This window comes from Pseudomonas sp. 05T35 (assembly GCF_056396605.1).
Genome location: NZ_JBFTLU010000791.1, coordinates 1 through 976 on the forward strand (window position 1 = coordinate 1; position 976 = coordinate 976).

The 976-nt window shown below is 58.4% G+C and carries 1 protein-coding gene and 1 pseudogene; both read left to right on the forward strand.

Translation table 11 applies throughout. From position 1 onward, the window contains the following. Positions 1-199, forward strand: a pseudogene (locus AC1DH9_RS29865) (thioesterase); the annotation flags it as partial. 503 nt (positions 200-702) lie between these two features. Next, positions 703-976: cation-transporting P-type ATPase (locus AC1DH9_RS29870; RefSeq protein WP_477809418.1), on the forward strand; the 274-nt coding region annotated here is incomplete at its 3' end.

Sequence of the window (976 nt, forward strand, 5' to 3'; positions counted from 1 at the left end):
CGTGTTCGGTGGCAAGGCCGACCGGGCCAGTACCGAGCAATTGATCGGCTGGAGCCAGGAAACCCAGGGCAGTTTCTCGGTGGACATGCTGGCCGGCGGGCACTTTTTCATTCGTGAACATGAAGCCAAGGTGCTGCGGGTAATCAAGGGCCACCTGGAGATTCATCATCGGCGCCATGCCATGGTCGCCGTCGGGTAATCATTGCTTCTATATAAAAGATCGCAGCCAGCGTTTTGTTATTTCATGCCCTGAAAACACTCAACCTGAACCCTTCCTGAAGAACTTCCGATTTCATCCGGCGAAAATTGTTTCAAGGTTTACGCGCTTAAAAGTGCGGCGTAAGCTGCGCGCGTTTTCATCAATAGCGGAGACCCACGTGGGTACTTGTTCGAGTGACAGTAGTCGGCCGGTTACGGTAACCGGCATATTCTCGGCAAGATAACGCGCAGTTTCCTGTGCTGTTGTCTCGCCGCAAAGCGAGCAGCGGCATCCTGATCGTGGCCAGTCCTGGCCCGAGTCCTGACGTCCTCTCAACGACACTGAACCGTGTGTGATGCCGACCTTTGCGTCGTCATTGCAACCTATCGACGCGCYTGTCTTTTTGACGGGCGGGCCGGATCCGCTTTGCCCGTTTGATGGCAAGGCGTGAGGTCGGCCGTACCTGTTCGTGGGTTTCCCGGCTGATCCTTGGGGGAACCGCCATGAAACTCACTCTGTTGAAAGAGTTCTTCGCAGGCTTTCTGCGGACCCGACACTTCGCCCGGCACTTCCGCCGACTGGCGTTGCTGGAAAGCTTCACCGACACGCCGGTCAACCGTGAAGTGCCACCCACCCTGGCGCAAACCCTGGTGGTCGCCGCCAACAGCGACACCGGCAGCCTGCTGGAAAAACTCGGCAGCCACAGCGACGGCCTGAGCGACAGCGAGGCCGAGGCGCTGCGTGAGCAGTTCGGCCTCAACGAAGTCGAGCACGAGC